This window comes from Phaeovulum sp. W22_SRMD_FR3 (assembly GCF_052113705.1).
Classification (GTDB): domain Bacteria; phylum Pseudomonadota; class Alphaproteobacteria; order Rhodobacterales; family Rhodobacteraceae; genus JBGQOG01.
Genome location: NZ_JBGQOG010000002.1, coordinates 195751 through 219707 on the forward strand (window position 1 = coordinate 195751; position 23957 = coordinate 219707).

At 66.4% G+C, this 23957-nt stretch carries 22 protein-coding genes; 11 read left to right on the forward strand and 11 right to left on the reverse strand.

Annotated elements, in window-relative coordinates; translation table 11 throughout:
- Window positions 1-79 precede the first annotated feature (79 nt).
- The 3 genes from ACEN2S_RS03210 to argE all read right to left on the reverse strand — a co-directional run bounded on the left by ACEN2S_RS03210 (window position 80) and on the right by argE (window position 3310).
- Window positions 80-976 carry a ketopantoate reductase family protein gene (locus ACEN2S_RS03210; RefSeq protein WP_441862288.1) on the reverse strand — a complete coding sequence of 299 codons (897 nt, stop codon included), beginning with the start codon at window positions 974-976 and terminating at the stop codon, window positions 80-82.
- 204 nt (window positions 977-1180) lie between these two features.
- Window positions 1181-2032 (reverse strand): GNAT family N-acetyltransferase, encoded by an 852-nt coding sequence (locus tag ACEN2S_RS03215; RefSeq protein WP_441862290.1) that lies wholly within the window; start codon window positions 2030-2032, stop codon window positions 1181-1183.
- A gap of 165 nt (window positions 2033-2197) precedes the next feature.
- On the reverse strand, window positions 2198-3310 hold the full coding sequence (gene argE / locus ACEN2S_RS03220; RefSeq protein ID WP_441862293.1) for an acetylornithine deacetylase: 1113 nt from the start codon (window positions 3308-3310) through the stop codon (window positions 2198-2200).
- A 238-nt stretch (window positions 3311-3548) separates the two neighbouring features.
- Between argE and ACEN2S_RS03225 the strand changes: the two genes are divergently transcribed.
- The 7 genes from ACEN2S_RS03225 to ACEN2S_RS03255 all read left to right on the forward strand — a co-directional run bounded on the left by ACEN2S_RS03225 (window position 3549) and on the right by ACEN2S_RS03255 (window position 12317).
- Window positions 3549-4826 carry an NAD(P)/FAD-dependent oxidoreductase gene (locus tag ACEN2S_RS03225; protein WP_441862296.1) on the forward strand — a complete coding sequence of 426 codons (1278 nt, stop codon included), beginning with the start codon at window positions 3549-3551 and terminating at the stop codon, window positions 4824-4826.
- A 220-nt stretch (window positions 4827-5046) separates the two neighbouring features.
- Window positions 5047-5964 carry an N-acetyltransferase gene (locus tag ACEN2S_RS03230; protein ID WP_441862297.1) on the forward strand — a complete coding sequence of 306 codons (918 nt, stop codon included), beginning with the start codon at window positions 5047-5049 and terminating at the stop codon, window positions 5962-5964.
- A 313-nt stretch (window positions 5965-6277) separates the two neighbouring features.
- Window positions 6278-7021: an HAD-IA family hydrolase gene (locus ACEN2S_RS03235; RefSeq protein WP_441862300.1), complete on the forward strand. Its 744-nt coding sequence runs from the start codon at window positions 6278-6280 to the stop codon at window positions 7019-7021.
- 119 nt (window positions 7022-7140) lie between these two features.
- Window positions 7141-8757 (forward strand): ABC transporter substrate-binding protein, encoded by a 1617-nt coding sequence (locus ACEN2S_RS03240; RefSeq protein WP_441862302.1) that lies wholly within the window; start codon window positions 7141-7143, stop codon window positions 8755-8757.
- Between the two features lie 70 nt (window positions 8758-8827).
- A complete protein-coding gene (locus ACEN2S_RS03245) occupies window positions 8828-9790 on the forward strand; it encodes an ABC transporter permease (RefSeq protein ID WP_441862304.1) in 963 nt (320 codons plus the stop codon).
- A gap of 2 nt (window positions 9791-9792) precedes the next feature.
- On the forward strand, window positions 9793-10650 hold the full coding sequence (locus ACEN2S_RS03250) for an ABC transporter permease (RefSeq protein WP_441862306.1): 858 nt from the start codon (window positions 9793-9795) through the stop codon (window positions 10648-10650).
- Window positions 10647-12317, forward strand: a complete 1671-nt coding sequence (locus ACEN2S_RS03255) for an ABC transporter ATP-binding protein (protein ID WP_441862309.1) — start codon at window positions 10647-10649, stop codon at window positions 12315-12317. The genes ACEN2S_RS03250 and ACEN2S_RS03255 overlap by 4 nt, the downstream gene beginning before the upstream one ends.
- Before the next feature lie 6 nt (window positions 12318-12323).
- On the opposite strand, the gene ACEN2S_RS03260 is transcribed toward ACEN2S_RS03255, so the two are convergent.
- The 6 genes from ACEN2S_RS03260 to ACEN2S_RS03285 all read right to left on the reverse strand — a co-directional run bounded on the left by ACEN2S_RS03260 (window position 12324) and on the right by ACEN2S_RS03285 (window position 18802).
- Window positions 12324-12830: an Lrp/AsnC family transcriptional regulator gene (locus ACEN2S_RS03260; protein ID WP_441862311.1), complete on the reverse strand. Its 507-nt coding sequence runs from the start codon at window positions 12828-12830 to the stop codon at window positions 12324-12326.
- A 190-nt stretch (window positions 12831-13020) separates the two neighbouring features.
- Window positions 13021-14457, reverse strand: coding sequence for an aldehyde dehydrogenase family protein (locus ACEN2S_RS03265; protein ID WP_441862313.1), 1437 nt, complete (start codon window positions 14455-14457; stop codon window positions 13021-13023).
- Between the two features lie 27 nt (window positions 14458-14484).
- Complete coding sequence (locus ACEN2S_RS03270) at window positions 14485-15810, reverse strand: NAD(P)/FAD-dependent oxidoreductase (protein ID WP_441862315.1); 1326 nt, start codon at window positions 15808-15810, stop codon at window positions 14485-14487.
- A gap of 208 nt (window positions 15811-16018) precedes the next feature.
- Entirely contained in the window at window positions 16019-16372 is a 354-nt protein-coding gene (locus ACEN2S_RS03275) for a cupin domain-containing protein (RefSeq protein ID WP_441862317.1), read from the reverse strand.
- A 326-nt stretch (window positions 16373-16698) separates the two neighbouring features.
- The gene (locus ACEN2S_RS03280) at window positions 16699-17625 is read right to left on the reverse strand and encodes an ornithine cyclodeaminase family protein (RefSeq protein WP_441862318.1); all 927 of its coding nucleotides are present in this window, start codon (window positions 17623-17625) and stop codon (window positions 16699-16701) included.
- A gap of 10 nt (window positions 17626-17635) precedes the next feature.
- Window positions 17636-18802, reverse strand: coding sequence for an alanine racemase (locus ACEN2S_RS03285; RefSeq protein WP_441862321.1), 1167 nt, complete (start codon window positions 18800-18802; stop codon window positions 17636-17638).
- Between the two features lie 89 nt (window positions 18803-18891).
- On the opposite strand from ACEN2S_RS03285, the gene ACEN2S_RS03290 reads away from it, so the two are divergent.
- A complete protein-coding gene (locus tag ACEN2S_RS03290) occupies window positions 18892-19821 on the forward strand; it encodes a LysR family transcriptional regulator (RefSeq protein ID WP_441862324.1) in 930 nt (309 codons plus the stop codon).
- A gap of 56 nt (window positions 19822-19877) precedes the next feature.
- On the opposite strand, the gene ACEN2S_RS03295 is transcribed toward ACEN2S_RS03290, so the two are convergent.
- Complete coding sequence (locus ACEN2S_RS03295; protein ID WP_441862327.1) at window positions 19878-20336, reverse strand: CopG family transcriptional regulator; 459 nt, start codon at window positions 20334-20336, stop codon at window positions 19878-19880.
- Between the two features lie 133 nt (window positions 20337-20469).
- The gene (locus tag ACEN2S_RS03300; protein WP_441862329.1) at window positions 20470-21117 is read right to left on the reverse strand and encodes a carbonic anhydrase; all 648 of its coding nucleotides are present in this window, start codon (window positions 21115-21117) and stop codon (window positions 20470-20472) included.
- 180 nt (window positions 21118-21297) lie between these two features.
- On the opposite strand from ACEN2S_RS03300, the gene ACEN2S_RS03305 reads away from it, so the two are divergent.
- From ACEN2S_RS03305 to ACEN2S_RS03315, 3 genes are all read left to right on the forward strand, one after another.
- Complete coding sequence (locus tag ACEN2S_RS03305) at window positions 21298-21642, forward strand: hypothetical protein (protein WP_441862331.1); 345 nt, start codon at window positions 21298-21300, stop codon at window positions 21640-21642.
- Between the two features lie 79 nt (window positions 21643-21721).
- Window positions 21722-23092: a leucyl aminopeptidase family protein gene (locus ACEN2S_RS03310; RefSeq protein WP_441862333.1), complete on the forward strand. Its 1371-nt coding sequence runs from the start codon at window positions 21722-21724 to the stop codon at window positions 23090-23092.
- A complete protein-coding gene (locus tag ACEN2S_RS03315) occupies window positions 23089-23937 on the forward strand; it encodes a C40 family peptidase (protein WP_441862335.1) in 849 nt (282 codons plus the stop codon). Before ACEN2S_RS03310 ends, ACEN2S_RS03315 begins: the two co-directional genes overlap by 4 nt.
- The last annotated feature ends 20 nt before the right edge of the window (window positions 23938-23957 follow it).

Genomic DNA, 23957 nt, shown 5'->3' on the forward strand with positions numbered 1-23957 from the left:
GATTTCCCGAAAATCATCCGCAGTTCACGTGGTTCCTGCCCTGTTTGCGCCGTGCCCTTTGCCGCGCATGCGCCGCGGCTCAGCGCGTTTCGGCCAGCCGGACCATCAGCGTCAGCGCATTGTTCAGCGGCACCGGAATGCCATAGGCCGCAGCCAAGCGGACGATCTCACCATTCAGATAGTCGATTTCGGTGGTCTTGCCGCGCTGCATATCCTGCGCCGTCGACGAGATCTGCCCCGGCATGGTCCGCGCGATGGTCATGGCCTGTGCCAGAAGATCCGCGGGCAGAGGGACACCCGCCGCCGAGGCCACGGCGGCGCATTCCGCCACGATCCCGCGCATCAGCTCTTCGGCGCCCGGCATGGCGATGATCGGGCCATAGGGCTGCCCGGTCAGGGCCGACACCGCATTCAGCGTGCAATTGATCACCAGTTTCGACCAGAGCGCGGAGTCGGCGGTGGCCGAGACTTCGGTGGGGATGCCTGCCGCACAAAGGCGCGCGGCAACCGTGGCACTTGCGGCATGTTCGCCCAGGATCAGCTCGCCGCGCCCCCGATGCGTGACATGCGCCGCCCCGGACATTTGCGCCGCCACATAGACCACGGCGGGGATCACCGGACGCCCGAGGACCGCCGCCAGACGCCCGGCATTGCTGACGCCGTTTTGCAGGCTGAGCACGGTGGCCCCTTCGGCCAGAAACGGCGCGATGGCGGCCCCTGCGGCTTCGGTATCCGGGGATTTGACGCAAAAGAGCACAATGTCTGCCCCGGCAACGGCGTCGGGCTCGGTGCTGGCCTCGACCGCCACCCGGGTCATCGTGCCGGCCTTTTCAAGCAAAAGCCCGTCGGCGCGGACCGCCTCTGCCAGCGCGGGCCGCCCGATGAGGCAGACGGCCTCGCCCGCCAGCGCGAGCATCGCGCCATAGTAGCATCCAACGGCGCCAGCGCCCATGATGGCAATCTTTTGCGGGTTCATCGCGGCCTCCGGTAGCATGTCGCCGCCGACTAAAAGCCGCGCCCGGTCCGATATCAACCCCAAACCGGGTCCCGCAGGGTGTCAGCGCCCGGCGGGCCGCCCTGCGGGGCCCCGGAGAGAGGCGCTGACGGCCGCGATGTCTCCATCCGCCCGGCTGTGATCACGCTGGTCAGCCGGGCAATGCCGCAGGCCGGAATCCGGTGTTCAGCCGAGCGCCTGTGAGGCCAGCGCAAAGGCCGTCATCCCCTCCGGGACCGGCGCTGCGCTGCGGTGCATCACCGTGCCGTCGCCCACCGGCATCAGGCCCCGCGCGGTGAGCATCGGCACCAATCCCTGCGCGGGATCGGTGTCGACACGCAGGAACATGCCGTCACAATCCGCAACCACCTGGGCCAGCAGTGCCTGCGCCGTGTCCAGATCTGCCGCCGCCAGGGGGCCGAGCACCAGACCACGTCCAAAAGGCACTAGACATGCAAAGCCCTTGTCAGCAATCCACATTTTGCCCCGCGCCGCCAGAGCCTGCAGCAGCGGCGCGCGCCCCGCGCCGGTGGCTTTGCGGTCCATGTCGAGGAGGGCGGCCATATCGGCCTCACCCGCGCGGCGAATGCCCGCACCCGCCAACAGCTCTGTCCCGGCCCGGGCAATGCCCTGATATTGCGAGACTGTCGTGGCGGTCTCAAACCCCAGTTTGCGGTAGAGGGGAAACCCGTCTTCGGTGGCGGTCAACGACATGGGCAGATCGCCGCCAAGCGCGATCAGCGCGGTCATGATCCGCCGCCCGAGACCGCGGCTGCGCATCTTCTCCGAGACGATGATCAGGCTCAGCCGGGCGCGCCCGTCAAAGATGCTGCACATGCCGGTGCCGACGACCTCGCCCGCGCAAAGGGCGACGATGCCCTGAGAGATGCCGAGGAAATTCGCCCAGTCCTCGCGCCGGTGTGGCCAGCCTGCGGCCTGCGACAGGGCAAGGGCACCGTCCAGATGCGCGGGGGTCATCGGCACCAGCGTGACGTCGGCATCTCCGGCGGGACTGGTGAAAATGGTGTTCTGGGTCATGGGCTTCCTCGGGGGGGTGGGATGTAACGTGTCAGGTCCAGTTTGGCCGCTGTGGCGAAACAGATGGCACCGGATCGGCAGGTTTCGCGGCATAATCGGCTGTCGGCAACCGGAAATACACAGGATCCGGCTTGCGGCGGGCGGGGCCAGAGCGGCAGGGGCGCGTCAGCCCGCCACCTTTTCCACCAGCGCCATGATCAGGGCGCGGGCGGCCGACAGCTCGGCAAGGGTCAGATACTCCTCGGGTTTATGGGCGCGCCCGATGTCGCCGGGACCGCAGATCACCGTGGGAATGCCCGCTTGCTGGAACAAACCCGCCTCGGTGCCATAGCTGACCGCTGGCAGCGGCGCCTGCCCGCTGATCCCGGCCATCAACCGCGCCAACGGATCGTCTTCCGACATCGCAAGGGGCGGGTAGGAGGACAGGATCTCGACGGTTATATCATCGCCCGTGGCGGCGGCGGCGGAGCGGACCGGCGCCAGCAGGCAGGCCGGATCAACCCCCGCGATGGCGCGGGCCTCGATGTCCATAAAGGCGTGGTCGGGGATGATGTTGATCGCGGCGCCGCCCCGGATCACCCCGATTTGCAGGCTGGACCAAGGTGGGGCGAACATCGCATCCTGCGCGCCCGATTGCAGATCCTGTGCCGCGGTCACGGCGGCGGCAATGACCGGCGCCAGCATATGCACCGCATTGCGCCCCAGATCGGGGCGGGAACTGTGGCCCGGGATGCCGCGCGCGGTGACCCGCAGGGCCATCTTGCCCTTGTGGCGCAGCACCGGCACCAGATTGCTCGGCTCGCCGACGATGCAGCCCAGCGGCGGGGCGCACAGATCGGGGAGGCGCGCAATCATATGCGGCGCGCCCCGGCCCCCGGCCTCTTCGTCATAGGAGAGCGCGAAATGGATGGGCACCCTGAGCGGCCGCGCGACCAGATCGGGCACCACCGACAGCATCGCGGCCACAAAGCCCTTCATGTCGCAGGCGCCGCGACCGATCAGCCGCTCCCCCGACTGCCGCAACACGAACGGGTCCGCCTGCCAGTCCGGTTCGGTCGCGGGCACCACATCGAGATGCCCCGACAAGACATAGCCCGGCACATTCGCCGGTCCGATGGTGGCAAAGATATTGGCGCGGTCGCCTTCGGGTCCGGGGATCCGGGTGGCGGTGATGCCATGGGCGGCGAAATGCGCCTCGACATAGTCGACGATGGCGTGATTGGGGGTGCCCACGACCGAGGGAAACCCGACGAGGTCGGCCAAAATCTTGGTGTGCATGCTGTCCTCATCGCGGGCTGACGGCGCGGTTTTGCGCCTGATCTGTGGTAGCGCGGGCCCGGCGGCACAGCCTGCCGTTCTGGCGGGTAAAAACGCAATATGCTGCGCAATACCGCGCCACGGCAGCAAGCTGTTCCGGCGGAACCGCGCGATAAAGGCATCTGATCGCCGACGGAGGTATCATGCCAACATTCCCTTTCACCCCGCCCGTTCCGGCGCCCTTCGGGGTGGTCGGCAGATGAAACAGAAATCCTATTGGCATGACACGGCGCGGGCCTTTGACGGCGCGCAGACCGGGGATGTGGCCGGGCATTACGATGTCGCGGTGATCGGTGCCGGGTTCACCGGGCTGTCGGCGGCGCTGCGTCTGGCGCGGGCCGGTCGCAAGGTGGCCGTGCTTGAGGCGCAGCATGTCGGCTTTGGTGCCTCGGGGCGCAATGGCGGCCATCTGAACAGCGGCATGGCCGAGAGTTTCGGCCATGCCGCCGCGCATCTCGGGGCCGACCGTGCGCGGCGGCTTTGGGCGGCCTATGACGCCTCGATTGATCTGATCGAAGCGGTGGTCGCGGAAGAGGGCATCGATTGCGCCTTCCGCCGCTCTGGCAAGCTGAAACTGGTGTCGAAACCCTCGCAGATCCCGCGGATGCAGGCGATGGCGCGGGAGATCCGCGGCGCGGTTGATGACAGTGTCCGCTGGCTTGACCGCGATGCGCTGGGCGCCGAGATCGGCTCGGACAGGTTTCACGGCGCGATCCTCTATCCGAAATCGGCGATGATGCACATGGGCGACTATGTCAACGGGCTTGCGCGCGCTGCCTGCCGTCATGGCGCCGTGATCTGGGAGCACACGCCGGTGACCGCCCGTCGGTCCGAGGGGGCGGCCACCCGGCTGATCACCCCGCAAGGCGCGCTGAGCGCCGATCAGGTCATTCTCGCCACCGATGCCTATACGGATGCGGCCTTCCCCTATTTCCGGCGGCGCATCGTGCCGATTGCCTCGTTCATCATTGGCACGCGGCCGCTGAGCGATGCCGAGGCGCAGGCCATCCTGCCCGGCAACCGCACCTATGTGAACTCTCTGAATATCGCCAATTATTTTCGTCTGTCGCCCGACAATCGGGTGCTGTTTGGCGGGCGGGCGCGCTTCTCGGCCCGCTCCGATCAGCGGACGAATGAAAGCTCGGGGCACCTGCTGGCGCGGCAGATGGTTCAGATGCTGCCGCAGATGGCCGGGATCCCCATCGATTATTGCTGGGGCGGGCTGGTGGGCTGCACGCAGGACCGCCTGCCCCGCGCGGGCCGGGCAGATGGGGTGATTTATGGCGCGGGATACTCGGGTCATGGCGCGCAGATGTCCACGCTGATCGGGGCGGCCCTGGCCGATATTGCGATGGGTGTCGAAGGCAGCAACCCGCTGGACGCAATGGCCTGGAAGGCCGTGCCGCTGCACACTGGCAAGCCCTGGTTCATGCCGGTTGTCGGCGCCTACTACCGGGTGAAGGATGCGTTGCCCTGAGGGGGGGGGCGCTGACCGCCGCCGCCGGTGGTTCAGGGCGCAGATGCCCCGGCAAAGAAACCGGCCACGCGCATTCGCCCGTGGCGGAAATGTCGGGCTGATGCGGATTGCGGCGCGGATCGCGGCTTGACGCTGCAAATCGCTGTCGGTCAAGTGATAGGAAACCCGCAGGGCCGCGCTGGCGCGCGTTTTGCGACACAGACGGACAAAGGATCAGCTCATGGGTGACGCAACCTCGGATATCCGGTCGGACGATGCCCGGCGGCTGGCGGCATTCGACGTGTCGCTGCGCGCGCTTGCGGGCACCGACGCGGATCAGCGAGCGCTGCATGAGCTGGCCGTGGGCGTGGGCTGGCCGCACCGTCGCCGGGATATCGCTTTGCTGACCGATCTGGGGCAGGGCTATCTGGCCGTGGATGATATCGAGCGCCCGCTGAGTTCAGGGATGTTGTTCCCGGTCACCCCGGATCTGGCCACGATTGGCATGATGATCACCGCGCCGCGGCTGCAGGCCATTGGTGCGGGCCGCTGGATGCTGCGCCGCCTGATGGCCGACAGCGGTGCCAAGGCGTTTTTGCTGAACTCGACCCGGCGCGGGCACCGCCTGTACGAAAGCGAGGGGTTCCGCACCATCCGCACCGTGCAGCAGCATCAGGGCATCGCGCGTCCGATCTATCTGCCCGAGGCATCGGCGCTGTTCGACAGCCGCGATATGACCAACGATGACCACGCGGGGGTGCGCGCGCTGGATGCGCAGGCCTTTGGCGCCGCGCGGACCGCTTTGCTGAACCATCTGCTGCCCGACTGCACCGGCCGCGTGATCCTCGAGGGCGACCGCATCACCGGCTATGCGCTGATCCGCAGCTTTGGCCGGGGCAGGTTGATCGGCCCGGTCATCGCCGGGTCGGCGGAGGCGGCGATGGCGCTGATTGCGCCGATGATCGCAGCGCATCCGGGCGCCTTTCTGCGGTTGGACACGCCTGAGGAAAATGGCCCGCTCAGCAGCTTTCTCTCGGCCTGCGGGCTGGGGCTTTTCGATTGGGTCATCGAAATGCACCGTGGCCCGGTACCCGCCCGCGCGGGCATCGGCAGCGGCGCGACCGCGATTTACGGGCTGGCGGCGCAGCCCCTCGGCTGAGCACGCAGCCCCGATAATTCCCCTACGTCACTCTGCCCCCGCTCTTGCCCGAGCTGAAGCGCCCCGCACCCGTTGCGGCGGCGCTTTTTTCTGGCCCCGGGAGAGAGAACCGGGCATGGGCGGATCAGCAGATGATGCCCGATGAATTGGCTGCGATCGGGTGAACTACGGCAGTTTCCACTGCGAAAGCCCCCCGTTTGCGTGAAATCATCTGCGATCCTGCGACTAGTCTGGCTTCAGGGCGCCGGTTCCGAAGCATGTCGGACCGCGCAGCCCCAGCCATTGCCGGCCTATCCCACGCCAGGAGACACAGATGACCGCCCTTGCCCCGCAACGGACCGAGACCCCGAAACCGTTTTCCGCCTTTCGCTATATGAGCTTTGATGTCGTCGGCACGCTGATCGATTTTGAAACCGCCATTGCCGAAGGTCTGCAGGCCCCCGCCGCCGAGGCCGGTGTCACGCTGGACATGGAGCAGGTCTATGCGGCCTATCTCGGTGCCCGCTCGCGTCCCGATGCGCCGCGCTGCCCGGATGATCTGGCCTATTGCTATGGCGCCATTGCGGCATCGCTGGGCCTGCCCGACACCCCCGCCTACCGCGCCGCGATGGTCGAGGCGGTGGCCGAATCACGCCCGTTTCCCGACAGCGTCGAGGCGCTCGGCCGTCTGCGCGAGCATTTCAAACTGATCGCGATGACCAATGCCCGGCGCTGGGGGTTTGAGCGCTATGAGCAAAAGCTGGGCAACCCGTTCTGGGCCGGGTTCACCAGCGATGATACCGGCGCGGAAAAGCCGAACCCGGCGTTTTTCCACGCGGTGTTTGACCATGTGGCCCGGGATGGCGGCAGCAAGGACGACATTTTGCACACCGCCCAAAGCCAGTACCACGACATGGCCGTCTCCCGCAGCCTTGGGATGACCAATTGCTGGATCGAACGCCGGCACGCCGAGAACGGCTGGGGCGGTACGCCCGCACCGCAGGCTTTCACAGTGCCGGATTACCACTTTCACAGCATGCGCGCGCTGGCGGATGCGGTGGATGCTGCTGCGCGCTGAGGCGCGCGGCAGCCGACGAAGACGGAAGCAACGGAATGAATGATAGCCGCATCAAAGCGGCACGATCCATCCATAGTGGCCAAACCTCGACAGGCCATATCTCAACAGGGAAGCATGAAATGTCAGATCAGAATGTGACCAACTGGACCCGGCACGACGATGCAGCGGTCGAAAACGCGATCCGCCGCGGCGCATCCCGGCGCGATCTTTTGCGGATGCTGATGGCATCGGGTGTCGCCGTCATGGCGGGCGGCACGCTGTTGGGCCGCGCGCAGGCACAGACCGCGGCCACGCCGAAAAAGGGCGGCCATCTGGTGACTGCGCTGTGGCACGGCTCAACCGCCGACACGCTGGACCCGGCCAAGGCCGCGAGCGCGCCGGATTACATCCGCTGTGCATCAAGCTATAACCGTCTGACGTTCCTTGATGAAAACAGCGAAATCCAGATGGAACTGGCCGAGCGCATCGACACTGATGATGCGCAAACCTGGACCGTACACCTGAAGCCGGGCATCACCTTCCATGATGGGAGCACGCTGACCTCGGCCGATGTCGTGTTCTCGCTGGCGCGGCATCTGGACGAGGCGACGGGGTCCAAGGTCAATTCGATCGCCAAGCAGATGTCGGAAATCACCGCCATTGATCCGCTGACCCTGCGCATCGTGCTGAGCAGCCCCAACGCGGATCTGACCACGATTCTGGCGCTGAACCACTTCATGATCGTCAAGGACGGCACCACCGATTTCAACAAGGGCATCGGCACCGGCCCGTTCATCGTTGAAACCTTCGAGCCGGGCGTGCGCTCGGTGCACCAGCGCAACCCGAATTACTTCAAGCCGGGGCTGCCGCATCTGGACAGCCATGAGCTGTTCGCCATTCCCGATGATGCCTCGCGCGTCAATGCGCTGGTTTCGGATCAGATCCAGATTGCCGGGTCGATCAATCCGCGCGCCGTCCGCCAGCTGGAAGCGAGTGGCAAGGCGCGTGGCGTTGCGGAAAACCTCGGCAATTACACCAATATGAACATGCGTCTGGATATGGACCCCGGCCAGAAGGCAGGCTTTGCCGAGGGGATGAAATATCTGATGGACCGCGAGACCATCCTGCAATCGGCCCTGCGCGGTATGGGCGAGATCGGGAATGACCAGCCCGTTCCCCCGATCAACCGCTATCACAACCCCAATGTGCTGCCGCGCGCCTATGATCCGGACCGGGCGAAAAGCCTGTTTGAAAAGGCCGGAGTGCTCGGCCAGAAAATTCCGGTGATCGCGTCGGATGCGGCGCTGTCCTCGGTGGATATGGCCACGATCATTCAGGCCTCGGGCCGTGGCATCGGGCTGGATCTCGATGTGCAGCGGATGCCGGCGGATGGCTACTGGTCGAACTACTGGCTGAAATCACCGATCCATTTCGGCAATATCAACCCGCGCCCAACGCCCGATATCCTGTTCTCGCTGCTGTATAAATCCGATGCGGCCTGGAATGAGAGCCAGTATAAATCCGAGAAGTTCGACAGCATGCTGATCGAGGCGCGCGGCATGCTCGATGAGGAGAAGCGGACCGAGATCTATTGGGAGATGCAAGAGATGGTCGCCAATGAGGCCGGCACCGCCATCCCCTGTTTCATCGCCGATATCGCCGGGCTGTCAAACCGGGTGAAGGGCTGGAAACCCAACCCGCTGGGCGGCATGATGGGCTATGTTTTCCCGGAATACTGCTGGCTCGAAGACGCGTGATCCGATGGGGATGGCGCCCCCGCGCGCCATCCCGACCTTGCCCGCAAGCCCCCTTCGGAGAACGCCGCCCATGATCCGTTTTCTCACCCCCACGATCCTTGTCGGGCGCCGTCTGGCGCTGACCTTGCTGACGTTGCTGATCGTGTCTTTCATCGTGTTTTTCGCGACTGCCCTGCTGCCCGGCGACGTGGCCGAGATCTTACTGGGGCAGGCCTCGACCCCCGAAGCCGCCGCCGGTCTGCGGCAGGCGATGGGCGTCGACCAACCCGCGGCGCAACGCTTTGTGATCTGGCTGACAGGGCTGCTGCGGGGCGATCTTGGCACATCCTATGTGACCGGAATGCCGGTGGCAGAGATGATCGGTGACCGGCTGAACAACTCCTTGCGGCTGGCTGGGCTCACGGCTCTGGTGGCGGTGCCCGTCTCGCTGTTTCTGGGGATCACGGCGGCGATGTGGCGCGGGTCGGCCTATGACCGGATCGTGTCGGCGGTGACGATTTCGCTGATTTCGGTGCCGGAATTCATGGTCGCCACGGTGGCGGTGCTGGTGTTTGCGGTCTGGCTGCAATGGCTGCCCGCGCTGAGCTATGGCGGTTTGCGCGCCGACAGCCTGTGGCAGATGCTGCAGTTCTACGCGATGCCGGTGATGACGCTGGCCTTCGTGGTCTCGGCGCAGATGATCCGGATGACGCGCGCCGCTGTCATCGAAACCATCGACACCCCCTATGTCGAGATGGCGCTGCTGAAAGGCGCCTCGCGCCGCCGCATGGTGCTGCACCATGCCCTGCCAAATGCGCTCGGGCCCATCGCCAATGCGATGGCGCTGTCGCTGTCCTATCTCCTCGGCGGTGTCATCATCGTCGAGACGATTTTCAATTATCCCGGCGTTGCCAAGCTGATGCTTGATTCGGTCGCCACCCGCGATCTGCCGCTGATCCAGGCCTGCACGATCCTGTTCTGCGCAAGCTATCTCTTGCTGATCGCGCTGGCCGATATCGTGGCGATCCTGTCCAACCCGAGGCTGCGGAAATGACCATGACCCATGACACCAAAGACGCCGCAGCCCGGCCCGCGCCCGGCCCGCGCATCCATTTCAACTGGACGGGCCGGATTTCGCTGTGCGTCATCTTGTTCTGGGCCTGCATCGCCCTGTTCGGCGGTTGGCTGGCCACCTATCCCGTCGGCCAGATCATCGACATGGATTATTTCGGGCCGGTCAGCGCCAAGCTGTGGCTGGGATCCGATTATCTGGGCCGCGATATGTTTTCGCGGATTCTGGTGGGCGCGCGCTACACCGTTGGCATTTCGATGGCCGCGGTCACGCTGGCCTGTGTAGCCGGGGTTGTGCTGGGCATGATCGCGGCGGTGGTCGGCGGGGCCTTTGACATGGTGCTGTCGCGGCTGCTGGACGCGCTGAACGGCATCCCGTCCCTGCTGTTCGGCCTCGTGGTGGTGGCGGCCATCGGCTCGTCGCTGGAGGTGCTGATCGTGATGCTCGGGGTGGTCTATATGCCGGGTTCGTACCGTTTTGCCCGTGCCCTGGCGGTCAATGTCAACGCGATGGATTTCGTGACCGTGGCCCGCGCCCGGGGCGAGCGGACCCCCTATCTGATCGTGCAGGAAATCCTGCCCAGCATCACCGGCCCGGTTCTGGCCGATGTCGGCTTGCGCTTTGTCTACATCGTGCTGGTACTCTCGGGCCTGTCGTTCCTGGGGCTTGGCGTGCAGCCGCCCAACGCGGACTGGGGTGCCCTCGTGCGCGAAAACATCGCCGGTCTTTCGATGGGGGCACCGGCCGTATTGTTCCCGTCACTGGCCATCGCCTCGCTGACCATTTCGATGAACCTCTTCATCGACAACCTGCCCACCATCATCCGGGACCGCAGCGCATGATCGACAGTTTGACCCCCACCCCCGCAACCGCCCCGCTGATGGAAATCCGCGACCTCAAGATCGGGGCGGTCACCGATTCCGGCCGCAAGGTGCAGATCATCCGTGGCGTGTCCTTTGACGTGCATGAAGGTGAGGTCGTGGCCCTGATCGGCGAATCCGGCTCGGGCAAGACCACGATCGCGCTGTCGCTGTTGGGCCATACCCGAAAGGGCTGCACTTTCCTCAGCGGCTCCATCCGCATTGGCGGGCAAAACCTGGTGATCCTGTCCAATGCCGGGCGGGCGAAACTGCGCGGCACCCGCATGGCCTATGTGCCGCAGTCGGCCGCCGCCGCCTTCAACCCAAGCCGCCGCATTCTGGAGCAGGTGATCGAGATCACCCGCATCCACGGCGTGATGCCCAAACCGGAGGCCGAGGCCAAGGCCCGCGATCTGTTCCGCGCGCTGGCCTTGCCGGACCCCGACACCATCGGGGAGCGCTATCCGCATCAGGTCTCGGGCGGGCAGTTGCAGCGTCTGGCCGCGGCAATGGCGCTGATCGCCGATCCCTCGCTGGTGGTGTTTGACGAGCCGACCACCGCGCTTGACGTCACCACCCAGATCGAGGTGCTGCGCGCCTTCAAATCGGTGATGCGGCGGGGGGGCCTGGCGGGCGTTTATGTCAGCCATGATCTGGCTGTTGTGGCACAAGTGGCGGACCGCATCATCGTGCTGCGCGACGGCGAGATCCAGGAGCAGGGCACGACCCGCCAGATCCTTGAAAATCCGCAGCACCCCTACACCCGCGAACTGCTGGCGGCGTTCAAACCGGTGCACCGCGTTCCGGCCGCCGCCGCCGCACCTGAAAAGCGGCCGCGCTTCATCCTTGAGGCCAATAACATCTGCGCCGGATACGGACCGATCCATGATGGAGAGCCGCGGTTCAAGGTTCTGGACCGGGTCAGCTTCCGGTTGGAAAAGGGCCGCAATCTGGGCGTGATCGGGGAGTCAGGTTCGGGGAAATCAACGCTGGCGCGCGCGCTGGCGGGCATCCTGCCCGCCTATCGCGGTGAAACGCAGCTGGATGGCCAGCAACTGGACTCCGATCTGAAGAACCGCTCGCGCGAAGAGTTGCGGCGGATGCAGATGGTGTTTCAGCTGGCCGATACCGCGTTGAATCCAACGCGCTCGGTGGGCAATATTCTGGGCCGCCCGCTGACTTTCTACGACGGGATCCGCGGGGCTGAGTGCGAGCGGCGGGTGATTGAGCTGCTGGAGATGGTGCATCTGCCCGCCGCCATGCGCCACCGCCTGCCGGGCGAATTGTCGGGCGGCCAGAAGCAGCGGGTGAATTTCGCCCGCGCGCTGGCCGCCAAACCGCAGGTTATCCTCTGTGATGAGGTCACCTCGGCGCTGGACACCGTGGTCGCGGCCTCGATCCTTGAGCTGTTGACGGAATTGCAGCGGGAACTGGGGGTCAGCTACCTGTTCATCAGCCACCATCTGTCGACGGTTCAGGCCATCTGCGATGACGTTCTGGTCATGTACAAAGGCCGGATGGTCGAGGCGCTGCCGGCAGAAGATCTGGCGGAACGGGCAACCCATCCCTATTCGCGCAAGCTGATCGCCTCGGTGCCGCAGCTTGACCCGGCCTGGCTTGACGGGGTGGATCTGGCCACCGTCGACTGAGGGTGATCAGTCCGGCTCGACGTTGGTTTCAAACAGGCGCATCAGCGGCGCTTCGGCCTTCACGAAGGGTGATTTGATCACGATATAACTGAAATATTTGTCGATCTCAAAACTGGGGTCGTCAAGCAGCCGTTCGACGACGGCCTGATAATCGGCAATGCCGGCGGTGACGAATTTCAGCAGATAATCATACCCGCCCGACACCATATGGCATTCCACACAGCCTTCGATTTTCTCGGCCGCCTGCTGGAACCGCGAGAAATTGTTCGGGCGGTGGCTCTTCAGCGTGACTTCGGTAAAAACGGTCAGCGTTTCGCCCAGCTTTGAAGTGTCGATCTGCGCGGTATAGCCGGTGATGAATCCCGCCGATTGCAGTTTCTTGACCCGCATCAGACAGGGCGAGGGCGAAAGGTTCACCCGCTCGGCCAATTCGACATTGCTGATCCGGCCGTTGCGTTGCAGCTCGACCAGCACTTTCAGGTCAATCCGATCAAGCTTGTGGCGAACGGTCATGCGCGGTCCTTTCCGGTGGCATAATCTGGGACATACCACGCCACCATCCTGTGTCCAGACAGGCGTGCCTGCGCTGCCGTCTCCGGATGCGGGCGGGGCCGCCACGGCGGTGACAGCGGCGCGGGTCCGGCGCGCGGGGGGCGAGGCTTATGTTCAGGACCATTCCGCCGCGCATGGCCCCGTTGAAGGCTCAGGGCGCGCCGTAGCCGATGATGGCTTTGGTCTCCAGAAACTCTTCAAGGCCGAAGCGGCCGTATTCGCGGCCGTTGCCGGATTGTTTATAGCCGCCAAAAGGTGCTTCGGGATCCCAGGCGGGGTTGTTCAGATGCACCTGACCGGCGCGGATGCGCATTGCAAAGCGGCGTGCCCGGTCGGCATTGGCCGATTGCACATGCGCGCCCAGACCATAGATGGTGTCATTGGCGATCTCTGCGGCATGGTCTTCGTCATCATAGGGCAGGATCACCAGCACCGGACCAAAGATTTCCTGCTGCGCGATCTGCATACCGGTGGCCACATTGGAAAACACGGTGGGGCGGGCGAAATATCCGCGTTCCAGCCCCTCGGGTCGCCCCATGCCACCGGCGATCAGCGTGGCCCCCTCGGCAATGCCGGTGCTGATCATCTTTTGCACCCGCTCCCATTGCGCCTGGTTGGCGATGGGGCCCATGTCGGTGGCGGCGTCCTGCGGATCGCCCAGGCGGATGGCTGCAGCGGCGCGGGCCGCCAGCCCTTCAACCTCGCGCAGGCGCGCGCGCGGCACCAGCATCCGGGTGGGGGCACTGCACGATTGCCCGACATTGCGCATGCCCGCCAGCAGACCCTTTTCGACCGCCACCCCGAAATCGGCATCCTCAAGCAGCACATTGGGGGATTTCCCGCCCAGTTCCTGCACGACGCGCTTGACGCCCGCGGCGGCGCCGCGCGCGACCGCGGCCCCGGCGCCGGTCGAGCCGGTGATGGAAATCGCATCCACCTCCGGATGCGCCGCCAAAGCCGCGCCCACCACCGGGCCGGTGCCGCCGATCATGTTGAACACCCCGGCGGGTGCGCCCGCATCTGCGACCACCTGCGCGAAGAGCAGCGCGCTGTAGGGTGACAGCTCACTGGGTTTCAGGACCACCGTGCAGCCCGCGGCCAGCGCGGGCGCGACCTTGGCGGTGATCTGGTACAGCGGCCAGTTCCAGGGCGTGATCAGCGCGGCGACGCCGATCGCCTCGCGCGCGATGGCGGTGGTGCCCTGATGCGACAGGAACGGATAGCGCAGCACCCCTTCGGCCTGCACGCGCAGATGCTCCGCCGCGAATGGCACCTGCGCATTACGGGCGAAGGTGATGGCACAGCCCATTTCCGTGGCGATGGCCCGGGCGAATTCCTCGGCACGCGCGAGGATCAGCGCATGGATGCGCCCCAGCAGATCCGCGCGCGCCTGCGTCGTCGTTTGCGCGAAACCGGGAAAGGCCCGACGGGCGGCGGCAACCGCCGCATCCACCTCGGCCGGCGTGCCCGCCGCGATCTGGCCGATCGGGGTTTCGGTGGCGGGGTTGATGACGGTCAGAAAACCCGGCTGTGCAGCAGGCTGCCAGCGGCCGTCGATAAAGAAATCGTCTGCATGGGCGGGCGTCATGAAGGGGCCTGTCGGTTGGGGGAAAGGTCAGAAATCAGACACTTTGCCGCGCACGCTTTTCAGCAGGCGGGCCAGTGCATATTCGGCGTGGTCGCAGGCGGGGGTCTTGCCCAGCACCAGATCGGCGATCAGCCGTCCCGCGCCCGGGCCGATGCCGAAACCATGGCCGGAAAAGCCCGCCGCCAGCACGAATCCGTCCGGCCCCACGGTGGGGTCAATCACCGGCACCGCATCGGGCGTGCAGTCGATATAGCCCGACCAGCTGGTCTGGATCGCCACATCTTTCAGCTGCGGGAGCAGCGCATAGGCCTGCCGCAATGTTCTGGCGATCATCCGCGCGTCGGGGGTGGGATCCAGCGTCCGGCAGCGCTCCATCGGGGTGGGCTGGTCCATGCGCCAGATGCTGCGTGTTTCATGCCCATAGCCAAGGGCGCGGAAATCGCCGGGGGTCAGCACGCGCCAGCGCCGGGCAAACATCGGCAGAAAATGCCGTGCGAAGCGGATGCTTTGCGGCGTCGGATCGACGCGCGCCAGGCCTGAAATGGCAACACCCAGGCCGCCATCGCCGCGCCGCGTCACATTGGCCGCGGCCGTGTGCAGCGCGGCGGGCAGATCAAGGTCATTGGGCTGCAGCGACACCACCGTCGAGCGGACGGTCGTTTGTGGCATGGTGATGCCCATCTGGTTCACGAAGGAAGAGGCCCAGGCACCGCCGGCCATGACCACGCGGGTGGTGGCGATGACGCCTTTTTCGGTGATCACCCCGGTCACCCGCCCGGCCGCGGTCTCAATCCCGCGTGCCGCGCAGTTCTGATGCGCCGCGCTGCCATATTTCGCCAGCCCTGCCGCGATCAGCGGTGCGGCGCGCGACGGGTCTGCCGTGCCATCCGAGGGAGACCAGACGCCGCCCTTCCACGATTGCCCGGTGGCACGGCCGCGCGCATTGGCTTCGGTGGCGGAGAGCATGCGCGTATCAACCCCTTCGCCGCGCGCGAATTTCCCCCAGGCGTCCCATGTCTCGATCTCGGCCGCGTCGCGCGACAGATACAGCAGACCGCAGCGGCGAAAGCCGAGATCCACGCCCAGATCCGCCGCGATCTCTTCCCAAAGCTGCAGGCTCAGGCGCGCCATCGGCAGTTCGCGGGCATCGCGGTTTTGCTGGCGGCACCAGCCCCAGTTGCGGCTGGATTGTTCAGCGCCGATCCGGCCCTTTTCGATCAGCGCCACCTGCAGACCTTCGCGTGCGAGGAAATAGGCGGTGGTGGTGCCGATGATGCCGCCGCCGATCACGACGACATCTGCCTGTTTTGGCAGATCGGACGCGGTTTCGATGTTCAAAAGGGGCGCGGGCATGGGGACTCCTGATCCTGTCTTACGGCGAGTATAGGCCACCCAGACCCGGCAGGCTGCGGAATGGCGGGGCGGGTGCGGCATATTCTGCCTTGCGTCCCCTGCTTTGCAGTCACATCTGGCGCGGTTGATGGCCGGGGCACCGTTGGGGTGGGGCGGGGCCGGGGAGAGGCGGGGGGACATCTTGCCCCGCCTGCGCCCGCACCGGGTGTCAGCCGACCATCACATAGAGCTTTCGCATCTTTTCGATGGTCTTCCAGCGGCCTGAGTAGCCCGGCTTCATCACGAAGCTGTCGCCGGCGCGATAGGTGACCGGGGGTTGGCCATCCTCGGTCAGTTCAACGACACCTTCAAGGATGTGGCAAAACTCAAAATATGCACCCTTGATCGAGATATTCTCGCCCGGGGTGCCTTCGAAAACGCCGGTGCGGACCGTGCCGTCGCGGGACTCGTCCAGCGCCCAGACCCGGAACTCGGGGTTGCCCGCAAGGATCTTGGCCGGATCCACCTCACTGATTTTCGGATCACCGAGATTGGCCGGGTCGATGGATTTCAACAATGTCATGGGAGCCTCGTTCGGGTCAGGGATACAGGGGAGAGTCTAGGTCTGTGCCCACAGCTTTTGGCACTGCATCGCCCCGCCGCCGAGGTGGAAAACGCGGCAGAGCGCCCCTGGAGCCGCAGCATATCCTGCCGCCTGAACCGCGATCCGTAGGGCGTGGCGCGCCGCCGTGACATCTGGCGTGCCACGGCGCTGATTGGTGGGGCGTCCCGCTGGGGCGGGGGGCAGGGAAGTGCGCCGTCCCCCCGGCAAGTGCGGGGGCAGCTGCCCGCGTTGCCCGGCCGTTGCCGTTGCTGTTGCCACCGCCGTCGGGCCATCCGGTCCCCGCGTCAGCCCTGTGCCGCAAGATGGGCGGCAATGACGGCTTCGGCGATGTAGAGATCCTGCAGCGAGATGCCGGAGCTGTCGAAGATGGTGATCTCATCGGCATGCTGCCGCCCCGGCGCGGTGCCCGACAGGACGGCGCCGAGGGCGGTCAGGGGGGCATCGGGCGCCGCATGCTGATATTCGCCGATCCGGCGCGATTGCGCGGGCAGGTCGCAAAACAGCCGCGCCTGCGTCAGCTCTGCCAGCGGCAGCTCCTGCTTGCCTGGGGCATCTGCCCCCATCGCCGAGATATGCGTGCCCGCCCGCACCCAATCTGCCGCAAACAGCGGTCCGCGCGCGGTCGTGGCGGTGATGATGATATCGGCCTGCGCACAGGCATCCTGTGCCCCGCAGGCTGTGGCGTTCAGGCCCATCCCGGCCAGCCGTGCGACCATCGCTGCGGATTTCTCCGGGCTGCGCCCGACCACCAGCACCCGGGTGATGGGACGGATGCGGGCCACGGCCTCGACCTCATATCCCGCCTGATTGCCGGTGCCGAACAGGGCGATCACGCTGGAGGGCGGGCGTGACAATGCTTCGGTGGCGACCGCATTGGCGGCGGCGGTGCGATAGGCATTGACGTGGCCGCCCTGAACCACCGCCCCGATCTCACCCCGCGTCTGATCGAACAGCAGCGTGGTCGAGCTGTGGCGCGGCAGCCCCGCCGCATCGTTGCTGGGGAAATAGGACCCCACCTTGACCCCGGCCAGCCGCGCGTCACTGGCGGATTTCAGCGTGAACCGGTTGCGCGCATCGCTGGCATGGCCGATCAGCACCGGAAAGCTGTGGGCGGCATCCTCGAGCACCGCAATCATCGCGGCACGGACGGCGCTGCGGGCCAGATCATGGGTGATCACGGCCGAGGTCTGGTCTTCGGACAGATAGAGCATCGTTTTCTCCTCACCAGCCGCCAAAGCGGGACCAGACGACCGGCTCGGCGTCAGGATCCGCGGGCAGGACGTGGTATTCCCTGTGTTGCGCCCCGGTGGCGCAGGCGTGGTTGGGCAAGATCCGCAGTTTCGTGCCCAGCGGCAGATCGGGCAGCGGCGCCGCGCTGCCGGGGCGGCGGGTGATGATGCCATGCTCCTGATTGGCGGCCGCCACGATCAGCCCCTCGATGATGGTTCCCGCCGCATCGCAGACCAGACCGTAACCCTGATCGACGGCCTGCCGCTGGGTGCCCCGGTCGCGCGACAGGGCCATCCAGCCCGCGTCGATCAGAATCCAGCTCTTGGCATCCTGATGGCCGATCACCGTGGTCAGCACCGAGAGCGCCAGGTCATCAGGGGTGCAGACGCCGATTCCCGCCATCACCAGATCGAAAAACACATAGACCCCGGCGCGCAGCTCGGTCACTCCGGACAGATCGCTGGCGGCATGGGCGGTGGGTGTCGATCCCACGCTGACCACCGGACAGGGCAGACCCGCCGCTCGGAGGGCCTGCGCCGCCGCCACGACCGCATCCCGCTCTTGCGCGGCAAAGGCGGCATGGGCGGCGCGGCCCGTCACATTGTAGCTCTCGCCCGCATGGGTCAGCACGCCGCGCAGTTCGGCGCCGCCGTCCTGCAACAGGCGGGCGCAGTCGATCAGCGCCGGATCCTGCGGCAGGTAGCCGCCGCGATGCCCGTCGCAGTCAATCTCGATCAGCGCCGGGATGGGGTGACCGGCCCGGCGCGCGGCCTCGGCCACGGCCTGCGCCTGGGGCAGTGAATCCAGAATAACCGCCAGATCGCAGCCCGATTGCCGCAAAGCGATCACCCGGTCCAGCTTGTCCGGGCTGATCCCCACGGCATAGATGATGTCGGTGATGCCCGCGGCGGCAAACACCTCGGCCTCGGCCAGGGTTGAGACGGTCGCCATCGGCCGCGCTTGCCCTTCAGCCACCTGCGCCCCCAGAATCGCCCGGGCCGCTGCGACCGATTTCACGGTTTTCAGATGGGGCCGCAGCGCCACCCCGAGAGCGCGCGCACGGGTGGCAAGCCGCCCGATGTTGCGCGTCATGCGGGCCTGATCGACGATCAGGCAGGGGGTCGGCAGCGCCGCCAGATAGCTCTGTGTGGACATCATCGCATCTCCTGTTCAGTGCCGGGACTTTACAGGGGGGGGGCGATCCGGTGAAATAAAGCTGAACTTAGGTCTGAATGAAGGGCGAGCTAATGATGGAGTCTCCGGACCTGCGGTTTTTCGCGCTGATCGCGACCGCGCCGTCGTTGGCGGCTGCGGCGCGGCAGCTGAATGTGACCCCCTCGGCCGTGTCGCAACGTCTGGCGGTGATCGAGGACCGGTTGGGCCTGCGTCTTCTGGAGCGCGGCGGCCGCCATCTGGTGCTGACCGATGAGGGCGCGCTTTTGGCGCAGCGTGCCCAGGCGATCCTGCGGGATCTGGACCTGTTGGAGGAGCAACTGGCCGATCGGCGCGGTCTGTTGACCGGCCCGTTGCGGATCATCGCGCCGCATGGGTTCGGGCGCGCCCATGTGGCGCCTGCGCTGTGGCGGTTTGCCAGCGCGCATCCGGGCCTGCATCCGTTGCTCAGCCTTGCCGAGGATCCGCGCAGCGCGCTGCAAACCGAAATGTGGGACATTCTGATCCATGTCGGCCAGCTGCCGGATCTGGGCATCACGCAGCGCAAGCTGGCGGCGAACCGCAGACTTCTGTGCGCGGCACCGGCCTATCTGGCAGAGCATGGGCAACCGGGCGAACCTGCCGATCTGGCCCGGCATCGCTGCGGTGTGGTGCGCGAGAACAACGCCGATGTGACGCTCTGGCTGTTGCAACATCCGCGCAAGGCGCGGGCCTCGGTGCGGATCACGCCGGTCTTTGCCTGCAATGATGGGGAGGTGATGCGCCGCTGGGCGCTGGAGGGTCAGGGGATTGTGGAGCGCTCGGAATGGAGCGTCGCCGCCGATCTGGCGGCGGGGCGGCTGGTGACGGTGCTGCCGGACTGGCAGCTGCCGGATGCGGATGTCTGCGCGCTGGTGAACCCCAACCGCGTCCGGACCGCGCGCAGCAACGGCTTTCTGGAGCATATCGTGGCGGCTCTCGCGCCGCCGCCATGGCGCAGGGGCGCCGCTGCGGATCATCGCTGACGCCGGTCCGGCACCGGTTGACCCGGCGCCGGTTCTGGGGGCGCGATGACGGCGCCTTATCCCGCGGCGCGGTGGGTGCCGCGCGGTGCGGCCACCGCGGGGGCCGTCAGATCGGCCAGCCGGGCCCGGCGCGGCATGACGCCGGGGAAATGGGCCTGAAACCGCAGTGTCAGGGCGGTGAGGCACTGGCCCAAAGCCTCGACGTCGATCAGATGCCGGTTGGAGGGCCAGGCGTGCAGACCCAACGTGGTCCCCTCGCGCAGCCGCAGCACAAAGCCCACGGCGCGCAGGCGGGTTTGCAGATCCAGCCAGCCTTCGGCCGCCTGAAACGCCTCTTGCACCACCGCATATTCAGCAAGGCCGGGATCGGCCTCCCCCTCGCGCGGCATGAAGGCCGCGAGCAGCGCCGCGCGGATGAGGTCCGCCGGACTGCGTTCCTGCGCATGCGCCGCGCGCTCAACCACGGCGATCAGATCGGCAGGCAGTTTCAATGAGACGAGTTTCTGGAGTTTCATGCCCCCAGAGTGCCATTAACCAATTAAGCGCCGGTAAAGCGCCGCATGTCCGGTCGGCGGGGGCAGATGATCTTAGGTATGGCGCTGGTGGAAAACGGCCCCCGTCCCCTCTGGGAGCGGAGGCCGGATCCGGTCAGATCTGCGCGAATTTGCCCGTCTGCGGATCAAACTGATGCAGGCCGCCCTCGCCAATGTCGGTCCACAGGCCGTGCAGCGACAACTCGTTCGAGTCGATGGCGGATTTGATGAAGGGGAAGGTCATCAGATTGTCCAGACTGACGAGGACCGCTTCACGCTCGAGCGCGGGAACGCGCTCGCCGTCCGGCAGATGCGCCACGCGCTCATAGCCGGGGCGCAGCAGGTTCAGCCAGGTGCCGACGAAGCTGGTTTTTTCTTCCAGCGCCGGGGCATGGCCCGAACACATGGCGTCGCATCCCTGTACGCCACCGCAGCTGGAATGCCCCAGCACGATGATATGCGCCACTTTCAGCGTGGTGACCGCATATTCAACGGCGGCCGAGGTGCCGTGGTGATCGCCGTCAGGATTGAACGGCGGCACGAGGTTGGCGATGTTGCGGTGAATGAAAAACTCGCCCTGATCCGCCCCGAAGATCGAGGTGACATGGACCCGGCTGTCACAGCAGGAAATCACCATGGCACGGGGGCGTTGGCCCTCGTCTGCCAGACGCCGGTACCAGGCGCGGTTCTCGGCATAGGTGGTTGCTTTCCAGCCATGATAGCGCTGGATCAGATAGGAGGGCAGCGGTCGAACATGGTTCATGATGTCAGCCTTTCTGGTCGCTTTCCTCTGATATGATGCAGACGCAGCAAATTCGAGAGGTTTTTCGCTGGGCTTCAACCTTTTCTTGACCTCACTGGGGCAGAGTGGCGCCACGTCGTGGGGGCGTGGAAAAAAGGGGTGGGCATGCAGAATTTGTGCAGGCTGCGTCATGATGAGCAGGTGCGGTTGGATCCGGACTGTGTTTCGGCGCTTTATGCGGCGATGGGCGATGCCCGCGCCGAGCGGTTTGTGTGCCATGCGATGGAGGAGCTGGCGGTGCTGCTGGCCTCGTCGCAGGTGGCCTTTGAGGCGCGCAACAGCATGGAAATGACCAATGCGCTCTATAGCCTGATCGCCTTGGCCCAGAACGTGGGAATGGGCAGTTTGGCGCGGGTGGCGCTGGATCTGGTGGATGCCACGCGTGCCGGGGATCCGGTGGCGCAGGCGGCCACGCTGGGGCGTCTGGTGCGGATCGGCGACCGCTCGCTGACCGCCGTCTGGGATCTGCGCGACATGTCTGTCTGAACCTGAGCGCATGGCTTCCCCCCTTGCGGGGGCGGCACCATGGGCTAGGCTGGCGCCGCTGATAACAGGAGCCCAGCCGATGCGTTTTGCCGACGATGCCACCGATGCCCTGCCGTTGCACATCCTGCCCGATGGCGCGGATCTGAGCGAGTTTCCCGCCCCGGCGCAGGCCTGGGCGGCGGCGCAGGGCTTTACCGGGGCATTGGGTCAGGTCTGTCTCTTGCCGGGTGAAGACGGGGCACCGATGGGCGCGCTGTTCGGCTGGGGCAGTGCGGCCACGCGGTCGCGCGCGCGGTTTTCACTCGCCCGCGCGGCGGAAACCTTGCCCGAAGGGCCCTGGCAGCTGATCGGCCCGCTCTCCTCGTCGGAGGCGGAAGAGGCGGCGCTGGGCTGGCTGCTCGCAGGCTATCGGTTCACCCGCTACAAATCCGCCAGCGCGCCCAAGGCGCGGCTTGTCTGCCCGGAGGGTGTGGACAGTGACCGCATCGAGGTGCTGGCCGCCGCCGAAGCGCTGACCCGCGATCTGATCAACACCCCCGCCTCCGACATGGGGCCGGAGGAGCTGGAGCAGGCGTTTCTGGCGCTCGCCGACCGGTTCGGGGCCGAGGCGCGGGTGATTCACGGCGACAACCTGCTGGTTGAGAATTTCCCGATGATCCATGCGGTGGGCCGCGCCAGCCCGCGCGCGCCGCGCCTGCTGGACCTGCGCTGGGGCGGGCGGGGGCCGAAACTGACGCTGGTCGGCAAGGGCGTGTGCTTTGACACCGGCGGGCTGGATCTGAAGCCCTCCTCGTCGATGGGCTTGATGAAAAAGGACATGGGCGGCGCGGCCACGGTGATGGGGCTGGCCCATATGATCATGGCGCTGGGCCTGCCGGTGCGGCTGCGGGTGCTGATCCCGGCGGTGGAAAATTCGGTGGCGGGCAATGCCTTCCGCCCGCAGGATGTGCTGACCAGCCGCAAGGGCCTGACGGTCGAGATCAACAATACCGATGCCGAGGGGCGGCTCGTGTTGGCCGATGCCTTGGCTTTGGCGGATGAGGAAGAACCGGATCTGATGATCTGCATGGCGACGCTGACGGGGGCCGCGCGGGTGGCGATGGGCCCCGATCTGCCACCCTTCTTCACCGATTGCGATGATCTGGCGCAGGCGCTCAGCGTTTCGGGCGCGCGGGCCTCGGACCCGGTCTGGCGGCTGCCGTTCTGGCAACCCTACGAGGCGCTGATCGAGCCGGGGATCGCGGACCTCGACAATGCGCCCGCGGGCGGGATGGCGGGGGCGATCACCGCGGCATTGTTCCTGCGCCGCTTTGTCACCAACACCAAAAAATTCGCGCATTTCGACATTTACGGCTGGCAGCCGGTGGCGGCGCCGGGCCGCGGCAAAGGCGGCGTCGGCCAGGGCGCGCGGGCGATTCTTGCGGCATTGCCGGAAGTGCTCGGGCTGTGACCACCGGGCCGACCCCGGACCGCCGCCTGACCCCCGCCACCGCGCGCGTCGCGCTGCGGGGCCAGGCCAAGGCGCCGGCGCTGACCGAGGGCGCGCCCGCACGCGTGGTGCAGCCGGTGGCCAATCTCCTGGCACGCCCGGGCGGGCCACGCGACCGGCAACTGCTCTACGGCGCCGAGGTGCTGGTGATTGACCGCGACGCGGGCCATGCCTTTGTGCAGGCCGGGGCGGATGGCTATTGCGGCTGGCTCGCCGAGGATTCGCTGCGCGAGGGGGGAGAGGCTGCCACCCACCGGGTGTGCGCGCCTGCGACGCATCTTTATCCCGAGGCCTCGATCAAGGAGATCGAATCGGCCTGGCTGCCGATGAATGCGCGGCTGCGGGTGATCGCGGCCGAGGGGCCGCTCTGGCGGACCGAGGCGGGCTATGTCCCCGCGCCGCATCTTTGCCCGTTGACCGAAGTGGCGGCGGATCCGGTGACGGTGGCGGAAAGCCTGCTCGGCTCGCCCTATCTTTGGGGCGGCAACAGCCGGGCGGGGGTGGATTGCTCGGGCCTGGTGCAACTGGCGCATCATGCGGCGGGGCGGGCCTGTCCGGGCGACAGTGATCTGCAGGCGCATGCTTTCGCCGGGCCGCTGGGACGGGGCTTGGCCGAGGCAGAGCCGTTGCGCAGGGGGGATCTGGTGTTCTGGAAGGGGCATGTGGCGCTGGTGGTGGATGCCGCGCGGCTGATCCATGCCAACGGCCATACGATGTCGGTGGCCTGTGAAGGGATCAGCGACGCCATCGCGCGGATCATGGCGCAGGGCGGTGGCCCGGTGACGCTGCGGGCGCGGCCTCTCTGACGGCGGGCCTGCCGCGTCAC

Bases quoted from the DNA above. Each gene is read 5' to 3' on its own strand.
- ACEN2S_RS03295 (WP_441862327.1), bottom strand. From the start codon at position 20,336: ATGAAACTCCAGAAACTCGTCTCATTGAAACTGCCTGCCGATCTGATC.
- ACEN2S_RS03285 (WP_441862321.1), bottom strand. From the start codon at position 18,802: ATGATGTCCACACAGAGCTATCTGGCGGCGCTGCCGACCCCCTGCCTG.
- ACEN2S_RS03290 (WP_441862324.1), top strand. From the start codon at position 18,892: ATGATGGAGTCTCCGGACCTGCGGTTTTTCGCGCTGATCGCGACCGCG.
- ACEN2S_RS03250 (WP_441862306.1), top strand. From the start codon at position 9,793: ATGACCCATGACACCAAAGACGCCGCAGCCCGGCCCGCGCCCGGCCCG.
- ACEN2S_RS03210 (WP_441862288.1), bottom strand. From the start codon at position 976: ATGAACCCGCAAAAGATTGCCATCATGGGCGCTGGCGCCGTTGGATGC.
- ACEN2S_RS03215 (WP_441862290.1), bottom strand. From the start codon at position 2,032: ATGACCCAGAACACCATTTTCACCAGTCCCGCCGGAGATGCCGACGTC.
- ACEN2S_RS03300 (WP_441862329.1), bottom strand. From the start codon at position 21,117: ATGAACCATGTTCGACCGCTGCCCTCCTATCTGATCCAGCGCTATCAT.
- argE (WP_441862293.1), bottom strand. From the start codon at position 3,310: ATGCACACCAAGATTTTGGCCGACCTCGTCGGGTTTCCCTCGGTCGTG.
- ACEN2S_RS03245 (WP_441862304.1), top strand. From the start codon at position 8,828: ATGATCCGTTTTCTCACCCCCACGATCCTTGTCGGGCGCCGTCTGGCG.
- ACEN2S_RS03265 (WP_441862313.1), bottom strand. From the start codon at position 14,457: ATGACGCCCGCCCATGCAGACGATTTCTTTATCGACGGCCGCTGGCAG.
- ACEN2S_RS03235 (WP_441862300.1), top strand. From the start codon at position 6,278: ATGACCGCCCTTGCCCCGCAACGGACCGAGACCCCGAAACCGTTTTCC.
- ACEN2S_RS03275 (WP_441862317.1), bottom strand. From the start codon at position 16,372: ATGACATTGTTGAAATCCATCGACCCGGCCAATCTCGGTGATCCGAAA.
- ACEN2S_RS03230 (WP_441862297.1), top strand. From the start codon at position 5,047: ATGGGTGACGCAACCTCGGATATCCGGTCGGACGATGCCCGGCGGCTG.
- ACEN2S_RS03260 (WP_441862311.1), bottom strand. From the start codon at position 12,830: ATGACCGTTCGCCACAAGCTTGATCGGATTGACCTGAAAGTGCTGGTC.
- ACEN2S_RS03280 (WP_441862318.1), bottom strand. From the start codon at position 17,625: ATGCTCTATCTGTCCGAAGACCAGACCTCGGCCGTGATCACCCATGAT.
- ACEN2S_RS03225 (WP_441862296.1), top strand. From the start codon at position 3,549: ATGAAACAGAAATCCTATTGGCATGACACGGCGCGGGCCTTTGACGGC.
- ACEN2S_RS03240 (WP_441862302.1), top strand. From the start codon at position 7,141: ATGTCAGATCAGAATGTGACCAACTGGACCCGGCACGACGATGCAGCG.
- ACEN2S_RS03255 (WP_441862309.1), top strand. From the start codon at position 10,647: ATGATCGACAGTTTGACCCCCACCCCCGCAACCGCCCCGCTGATGGAA.
- ACEN2S_RS03270 (WP_441862315.1), bottom strand. From the start codon at position 15,810: ATGCCCGCGCCCCTTTTGAACATCGAAACCGCGTCCGATCTGCCAAAA.
- ACEN2S_RS03310 (WP_441862333.1), top strand. From the start codon at position 21,722: ATGCGTTTTGCCGACGATGCCACCGATGCCCTGCCGTTGCACATCCTG.